This is a genomic window from Chryseobacterium sp. HNCC26DJ241, from assembly GCF_057180505.1.
In genome coordinates this window covers 1-8,499 of sequence record NZ_JBXUGL010000058.1, presented here as the reverse complement: position 1 = coordinate 8,499, position 8,499 = coordinate 1, and the positions used below count along the sequence as shown (strand labels likewise).

The following is an 8,499-nucleotide window of genomic DNA, read 5'->3' as shown; positions in this document are numbered from 1 at the left end:
TAAACATTTTTGAAAGTTCAACAGAAATAAAACCTGTTGGAGCAGGAATAATATTGGCTAACAATGCAATGCAAGTTTTTCAAAAATTAGGCATTCAAGACAAAATTGAAAACGCAGGGAATAAAATTTCCTTTATGAAAATTACTGACGACCAACTCAAACCGCTTTTCAGTTGTCAATCTTTCTGAATACGAACAAAAATATAAAGTTACAAATATTGCCATTCACAGAGGAGAATTACAAAAAATACTTGCCAATGAAATTGGATTTGAAAACATTAATTTATCAAAACGCCTTTCAAAAATTGAAAAAAATAGACTTTTTAAACTAACTTTTGAAGACAACTCAACAATTGAAAGCAAACTTGTAATTGGTGCAGACGGTATAAAATCGGTCGTTAGAAATCAATTATTTGAAAAAAGCACATTGCGTAACCCAAACCAAATCTGTTGGAGAGGAATTTGTGAAATAGATTTACCACAAAAATATCATAATGAACTAAACGAAGCTTGGGGAAAAGGCAAACGTTTCGGTTTTGTGAAAATTGGCGTTAAAAAAGTATATTGGTATGCTTTGGCAAACTCAAAAAATGTAAAAGCAGATGAAGTAAACTTGACAGAATTTTTTAGTGATTTTCATATAGATATTTTAAATATTATTTCAGTTACAAAAAAAGAGCAAATTATTGTAAGTGACATTTTTGACTTAAAACCAATTGACAAATGGCAAGATGAAAATGTTTGTTTGATTGGAGATGCGGCTCACGCCACAACGCCAAATTTGGGGCAAGGTGCGTGTCAAGCCATTGAAGATGCTTATGTTTTAGGCAAATTGCTTGACAGTGGACTTGAAATACAAAATACTTTTGCAGAATATGAGAATTTAAGACGAAAGAAAGCACATACGATTGTAAATACAAGTTGGAGAGTTGGAAAAATGGCACATTTAGAAAATAAGTTTGGAATAAGACTACGAAACTTTGCAATGAAAAATATGCCAAAATCAGCCAATAAAAAACAAATGGATATGATTTTTAACTTGAACTAAATGACAACAATAATAGCAATGATTTTATTTTTAATTTTCTTGTTTATTTCCTCAATTCACTTCTATTGGGCGTTTGGAGGAAAATGGGGAAGCGATGCTGTATTGCCAACCAAAGACGACAACAATACAAAAGTTTTAAATCCTACCATTTTACCAACATTAATTGTTGCGGTTGGCTTATTAGGTTGTGGACTTTTCATTTTAGTAATGTCGGGACTAGTAACTTTTGACACACCTCAATGGCTTTCTAAATATGGACTTTGGATTATTGCAGGTATATTTACATTGAGAGCAATTGGAGATTTTAACTATGTTGGGTTTTTTAAGAAAATAAAACAAACAAAATTTGGCAAAAATGACACTAAATATTTTTCACCGTTATGCTTGATAATTGGAACACTGACAATAATTTTAGAACTAACAAAATAAAAACTTCTGCTAACATCGGTTTGGCAATAGTGGGGCTGAACTGCTAAATTTCAGCTTCGGTAATTCTAATCAACTTCAGTAATAATTTCAGCTGAAGTGCATAAAATTCCCCACCATCGCCAAGCCGTAAACCGATGTGGCGAAACTCCGCTCCGCTACGTCTCGCCACATCGGCTCGGCGGATTACATCCGCAAGACGTGCTCCGCAAAGCTTCGCACATCTTGCGGATTGGCAAAATCCCCTCACGGAAGCAGAGCTTCCAGAGGGAACTTCGCCAATCCGCCGAGCCGTTAGCAGAAATGCTATGGAACCGTCTAAACAGGAAAAAATAGGCTAACTAATGGAAATTGATTTTTTAAAATTGGACTATTACTCAGACTTTTTAGGAGAAAAAGAAATACGATTTTATACAAATTCAAAAAACACTAAATTTAAGCGAAACATAGAAGAGTTTGCTGAAAATCAATTTCACGAAATACAATTAACTCAAGGAGAAAATAATATTTATTTTTTTAGTCTTTGGGAAGGGTATTTTGACTCATTAATACGAGAACTTATTGACAATAAAAAAGAATATGGGGAATTGCCAAAGTTTATAAGAAATTGGAATGAATGTAAAGGCTGGTGTGATGTTGATTCAATAGAAGAAGTAATTTTAGAGAACGAACTTGAATGGTTACTGTCAATAATTCCAATAATTAACGAAAATCACAAAAAAGAACCTAAAAATAGTGTTTGGGACAATAATTGTATAAATGACCTATTGATTTTCTTAAATTTTGTAAAAACGAAAAAGTGGGAATTAAGAATATCGGAAGAATAATTGTAGAAACAAGCACTTCTGCTAACAAGGGTTTTGCGTCAGGCGGGCTGAAGTGCAAAATTCAACGGTAGTTTTTCAATTGAACTTTAGTAATAACATCAGCTTTTGTGCTTCGATTTCCCGCCCGAACGCAAAGCCCCGGACGATGTGGCGAAACTCCGCTCCGCTACGTCTCGCCACATCGGCTCGGCGGATTACATCCGCAAGACGTGCTCCGCAAAGCTTCGCACATCTTGCGGATTGGCAAAATCCCCTCACGGAAGCAGAGCTTCCAGAGGGAACTTCGCCAATCCGCCGAGCCGTTGTGCGTCATTGCAAGTGGACACTACAAAATGAATAGACAGGTTAAAATAAGGAAGTAAATTGAATATGAAATTTCAGCATATTGAACCTCATTCTCATTTGAAAAACTACATTGAAAAAATGTGGATTTTTCAAATTGGTGGACGAATGCCAATTGACGAAATGAAGCTGGTTGTTCCCAATGGAAACTTGAAACTTACAATTTCTTATAAAAGTGGAGTAGTTGCATCAATAAATGGGAAGAATTATTTTTCACGAGAACACCAAATTACACTGACAGGGCTTATTGATGTGCCAGTTATTCTAGACACAGAAAACGATATTGAAACAGAAACAATTGGTATAGAATTTAACCCACAAGGAGTGTATCGTTTCTTTCAATTCAACTTGAACGAAATTAAGAATCAAATTTATTCGCTTGAAGACCTAATAGGCAAAACTGGAAAAGAATTAGCAGAACAAATTGCAAACACAATTTCTGTTCAACAAAAATTAATTGTTATTCAAAAATTTTTACTCAATCAACTTTATACACATTCCGAAGACTCAATTTTTGAGTATTGTGTTGAAAAAATAAAGGCTTCAAATGGTCAAATCACAATTCAAGAATTGGAAAAAAAGACTGGTTACAGTAGCCGTTGGTTAAATATGAAGTTTAATGACAAATTAGGTGTAAGCCCAAAAAACCTTTCCTCTATTATTCGCTTCAATAGTTTTTATCAATCTTATATACTTGGTAGTGATGAGTCATTATTTAAAAATGATTACTATTACTTATTCTACGACCAGTCTCATTTTATAAAAGACTTTAAACGATTTACAGGCTTAACTCCTTCAAAACTTGAAAAACAAACAAATGAGTTCAGTAAAAGTTACGTTAAGAAATAGCACTTCCGATTTTTACAATTCCAAGAAATGTGCTCTGCATACTTTTGTGCCGAACAATAAAAAATTATAAAAATGACAAATCAAGATTTTACAACTACCATTTTGGTAGAACAGACACCAGCAGAAGTTTTTAATGCAATCAACAAACCACAGGCTTGGTGGAGTGATTCAATTATAGGAAGCCCAGACAAATTAAACGAAGAATGGAACTATAATTTTGGCGACAATCATATCACCAAATTGAAAACAATTGAACTGAGACAAAATGAAAAAGTTGTTTGGTTAGTTTTAGAAAATCATTTTAAAAACGCCAAAGACCAAAGCGAATGGGTAGGTAATAAAATCGTTTTTGAAATCTCAAAAGCAGACGACAAAACAAAAGTTACCTTTACTCAAATTGGATTAGTACCAACTTATGACTGTTACAAAAGCTGTGACTGGGCGTGGACAGGTTTTGTTCAAAAGAGCCTATACAGTTTGATTAAGACTGGTAACGGACAACTTAATTGGTATCAGGAAAAGTAATGTAAAAAAGCAACGAACGCACAACATCGTATTGGCAATAGTGGGGTTGACAGTTATAAACTCAACATTTGTAATTCTATTGGGCATTTGTGCAAATGTTGGGCTGACGTTTTTCAAATGCCCCACCATCGCCAATACGTAAACCGATGTGGCGAAACTCCGCTCCGCTACGTCTCGCCACATCGGCTCGGCGGATTACATCCGCAAGACGTGCTCCGCAAAGCTTCGCCACATCGGCTCGGCGGATTGGCAAAATCCCCTCACGGAAGCAGAGCTTCCGTGAGGGAACTTCGCCAATCCGCCGAGCCGTTATATGCCATTATAAACGACACGCAAACAGACGACAATGAAAAAATTAAAAGGTAAAGACGAGTTTACAGCAGACACAATAATCAAACTTGAAGAGTTGATTAAACTTCGCATTAAAACACCGTCATCGGGTCAAAAATCTATTCGACAAAAAATGCGAAACCTTGGCTTTTACGGACAAGACGACTGGGGTATAAATGATATGCAAGTTTCCGACCTTCATTCGCTAATAAAGTCAGGACGAATAAAAATTATTGGAGGTAATTTTAAGCCAAGTTCTGCATCAACGACAATTTCAAAACCAATTCCGAGTGCAAAACCAATTCTGACTACAAAACCTAAAACACCAAAATCTTCAACGACAAGTTCAACCAATATTGACAAAATACTTGATAGCTTTAAATCAAATTGTTTTGACCCTAAACTTGACGAGGAAAGTAAAATTGATGATAGTTCTGGCAATTATATTTTGTGTTTACGTAAAAACGCAAAACTTCCGACCGTTTCCATAGCACCAACCTTGACAAAATTCGAGGGACTGAATGTAATCTACACAGGTATTGCTGGCGGCAGTTTAAGGATACGTGACTTTAGACAACATTTCAAAGGCAACAATGCAGGACGCTCCACTTTACGAAAAAGTTTAGGCGTTTTATTTGGCTATAAACTTATACCAAGGGACAAAGACCCAAACACTGGAAAGACAAAATTTAATCTCAAGGACGAACAAGAATTAACTGAATGGATGCTTGAAAATCTCATAATGTATTTCTTGCCGACATCAGACTTTAACAGTATCGAAATTAAACTAATAAACCAGTTCAATCCTCCTCTAAACATAAAGGACAACTATAACGAAATTAATGCAGACTTTAGACGACTACTTTCAAGTTTAAGAGCAAAGAAAAGCTAATGACAGAAACATTACGGACGAGAATAACGGCATATAACAGCACATTGGCAATAGGCGGGGTTGCGTCTCCGGTTGACAGTTTTGTGGTTGCCGAAAGTTTTGTGCTCCGCATCAACATTGGTGGTAAAAAGTCCCGCCCATCGCCAATCTGCCAAACGATGTGGCGAAACTCCGCTACGCTACGTCTCGCCACATCGGCTCGGCGGATTGGCAAAATCCCCTCACGGAAGCAGAGCTTCCAGAGGGAACTTCGCCAATCCGCCGAGCCGTTAGCAGCAAGCTTATCGCAACTCAAGAATCTAACGCAATTTTAAGAAAAAATGAAAATAACTATAATTGTAATCATTTTGGCATCAATAGGACTTTCTTCCTGTAAACAAGACAGAAAATCGATACCAAATACACTTGATAAAGAAAGTTTAAACTCTGTAAAGAATGTTCAAAATGATAATAATATTTACACCAAATATGATTATACTGACTCAAAAGGCGGTAACCTAATAATTCAAAACAGCTTTCCAAGAGGAGGAACAAAATACACTGACCCTGATGGTGAAGAATATTATTATGCTGTTTTTTTCACTAGAATAATCAACAAAACTGATAATCCCATAAAATTTAAGATTAACTTTTCTTTAGATTCCTATGAACTTCCATCTTTACCTGGTAGAAACTTTAAATTATTGCTTCCTCCAGACACAATGACACTTGATAAAGAGCCTTTATCAAATTACGGCCTGAAGGATTTAGAATCTTTTTTAGATAATAATCTTCATAAATCGTCTTCGTTGAATAGAACCATTAACCCTAAAGAATCGAGTAGTTTTTATGTTGTAAAACTTAATATTAAACCAAAATCGGGTTGGCAAAGCAATGGTAAAACACGAGCAGGATTTAGTTTAAAGAAGCAAAATTTATTTTATGCAGTAAACGATAAAGAAATTCAGTGCGGAAGTATTAACATAGAAAATTTAACACTAAAGAAATAAATATATTGAGGTCATAGTTTAATTACATACTATTATATATTTACAATTTTGATTTTCTATAAATTACAAAAATATGCTCGAAATTTGTCATGCTGAAAGCATCTCTACAAAGATTATTTAGATTCCTACGGAAACCGAAGATTCGGCGAAGCCAATGACAAACTCCCTGTTTATAAGGATTTTTAAATATGAAGTTAAGTTATGACCTCAATAAATATAAAGCCAGCTGCTAACAACGGTAACCGTTGCACAACTCGTTAATTTGTAAAAAGCAACCTTTTTTAAAGCAATTTAAGGGAGGTTCATTTTTTAGACAAAAAAATATCTGGCTTTTTTACAAGGTTTTAATTCAAGGATATAGAAGCAATATTCTGATCCTTTTGGTAAAGCCAAAGCTTTCCTTTCGGGAGGTTTACAAGTTGAGTCTGTGTTTTTACTTTTCGGACAGAAAACCTCAGATACTTCTTCAGATTATAGCTCAATGCCGACATCAAAACATGTTTGTTGGCGGCTTTCATCCCTCTGGCGCTGATTTTCTTCATATTGTGATGGTTGATCAGCGTTCCCAACACTGGCTCTACAGTGCTGCTTCTGCGTTTGGTGAGGAATTTCGTGTAGTTTCTGTCCCTGTTCAACTTCTCATGCATCGCATCGTACAAAGGCTTATGAATGCTGTCGTCCAGTTTTTTAAACTTCGTCACTTTTCCACAACATTCCTCTCGAAGTGGACAATCTTTGCAATCTTTTTCGCTGCTTCGATAGATTTTTTTCGTGTAGCCTTTAGAATCGGTGGCTTCTTTTTTGAAGGGTAAAAAGGCTAAATTACCGCCTTGTTTTTTACATTCGTAGCGGTTTTCTTCGGGGTTAAAAATAAAACCCTCACGCTCTGCTTTGTATTGACCAAAATTTGGAAATGCGAAGCATTCACGAACACCTATAAAAAACAATAAAAACTTTGTGAGTAATTAAGCATTGATGCCGTGCTTTTTACAGTAGCCCAAACTCTCACCACTGCTGTAGCCTGCATCTGCTAATACTTCATCCATTTCCAGTTGATTTAATTTAAAATTAACCAAAGTCTGAGACATTATTTCACCGAAAATAACCGAATCTTTGCTCCCCGAAGTACTTGCACAAGCGCCTGTAATTACGTGATTGGAATCATCAACACACAACTGACCGGCATAGTTCAATTGTCTTGGCTTACCTGGTTTTACCGAGATTTTGGAATCTGGATCGGTGGGCGAATAATGCGTGTGGTTGCTCAGAAATTTTGGTCGGATTTCGTTACCGTCTTCATCTATCCGCTCATTTTTGGTGCTTCCCGGCATGGATTGGTAAGCTTCTTTTTTCCAGTCGTGGTGGTGTTCTACGTGTTTCTTTCTTGTATTGGTTACCTTAAATTCGCTGTTTTCTTCTAGCTCATTCACAAAAACTGATGCATCTTCCAACACTTCTTTTTCAACAAGGGAATCCATACTCGCGTTGGCTTTGATAAAGGCGGAATCCACCGCTTGTCGTTTCCCTCTTACCATCCCTTTTTCTATGCAAAGGCTCAGTATTTTACGAAATAACTCAAGGAAAACTTCTTCTCCAAAAAGTTGTCGCGTTCTTGATATGGTGGAATGCCAAGGCAATTCCTCATCTAAATCATAGCCTAAAAACAAACGGACATCTAAACAATTCTGGCAATACCGAAGTAGTGCACGGTCGCTATTGAGATTGTTTAAATATCCTAACAACAAAATCTTAAAAAACACTACCGGATCAATGCTCTCTTGTCCTTCTGTTCCGTAGTATTCTTTGGTAGAGCGGTAGAGAAAATCCAGATTTAATTCTTTGTTTACTCTTCTGTAAAAATTATCTTCCGGAACCATGCTTTCCAAACTGAGTTCGTAGAATAATTGCGGCGTAAAGTTTTTTCGTCCCTGCATAAAGCAAATTACAAAATTTTAACTATTTTTGAGTTGTGCAACAAGCACATCGGCTTTGCGATATTGGGGCTGATGTACTAAATTTGAACATTGGAATTTTATTGAGCATTTGTACTAAATTGAACATTTGTCCTTCGATTTCCCCAACATCGCAAAGCCGAAAACCGTTAGGCAATATTTTATGAAAATGCAGCGGCCAAATTGGCAAATTGAATTCCAAAACTTACCTAAAATTCCAGATTCGAAAATATGGAATACTGATTCTCACGATACTTTGGAACAAAAAATTGGGAAAAAAATATGGGTTGACGGTATTGTAACAAAAGAAGATGAAAAAG

General features: G+C 36.0%; 7 protein-coding genes and 2 pseudogenes. 8 read left to right on the top strand and 1 reads right to left on the bottom strand.

The window, feature by feature from the left end:
• The 8 genes and pseudogenes from AC2A1C_RS15485 to AC2A1C_RS15450 form a co-directional block, all read left to right on the top strand.
• A pseudogene (locus AC2A1C_RS15485) lies at positions 1-188 on the top strand (monooxygenase); the annotation flags it as partial.
• Positions 145-1,047: an FAD-dependent monooxygenase gene (locus AC2A1C_RS15480; RefSeq protein WP_484026824.1), complete on the top strand. Its 903-nt coding sequence runs from the start codon at positions 145-147 to the stop codon at positions 1,045-1,047. The pseudogene AC2A1C_RS15485 and the gene AC2A1C_RS15480, both read left to right, overlap by 44 nt.
• The gene (locus AC2A1C_RS15475; protein WP_484026823.1) at positions 1,048-1,476 is read left to right on the top strand and encodes a DUF3995 domain-containing protein; all 429 of its coding nucleotides are present in this window, start codon (positions 1,048-1,050) and stop codon (positions 1,474-1,476) included.
• Positions 1,477-1,817: 341 nt separating this feature from the next.
• Complete coding sequence (locus tag AC2A1C_RS15470; protein WP_484026822.1) at positions 1,818-2,300, top strand: hypothetical protein; 483 nt, start codon at positions 1,818-1,820, stop codon at positions 2,298-2,300.
• Positions 2,301-2,669: 369 nt separating this feature from the next.
• Entirely contained in the window at positions 2,670-3,491 is an 822-nt protein-coding gene (locus tag AC2A1C_RS15465) for a DUF6597 domain-containing transcriptional factor (RefSeq protein ID WP_484026821.1), read from the top strand.
• A gap of 72 nt (positions 3,492-3,563) precedes the next feature.
• Positions 3,564-4,016: an SRPBCC family protein gene (locus tag AC2A1C_RS15460; protein ID WP_484026820.1), complete on the top strand. Its 453-nt coding sequence runs from the start codon at positions 3,564-3,566 to the stop codon at positions 4,014-4,016.
• A gap of 346 nt (positions 4,017-4,362) precedes the next feature.
• Positions 4,363-5,238: a GIY-YIG nuclease family protein gene (locus AC2A1C_RS15455; RefSeq protein WP_484026818.1), complete on the top strand. Its 876-nt coding sequence runs from the start codon at positions 4,363-4,365 to the stop codon at positions 5,236-5,238.
• 320 nt (positions 5,239-5,558) lie between these two features.
• Entirely contained in the window at positions 5,559-6,227 is a 669-nt protein-coding gene (locus AC2A1C_RS15450) for a hypothetical protein (protein ID WP_484026817.1), read from the top strand.
• Positions 6,228-6,571: 344 nt separating this feature from the next.
• On the opposite strand, the pseudogene AC2A1C_RS15445 reads toward AC2A1C_RS15450, so the two are convergent.
• Positions 6,572-8,161 (bottom strand): annotated as a pseudogene (locus tag AC2A1C_RS15445) (IS1182 family transposase).
• Positions 8,162-8,499: the final 338 nt, after the last annotated feature.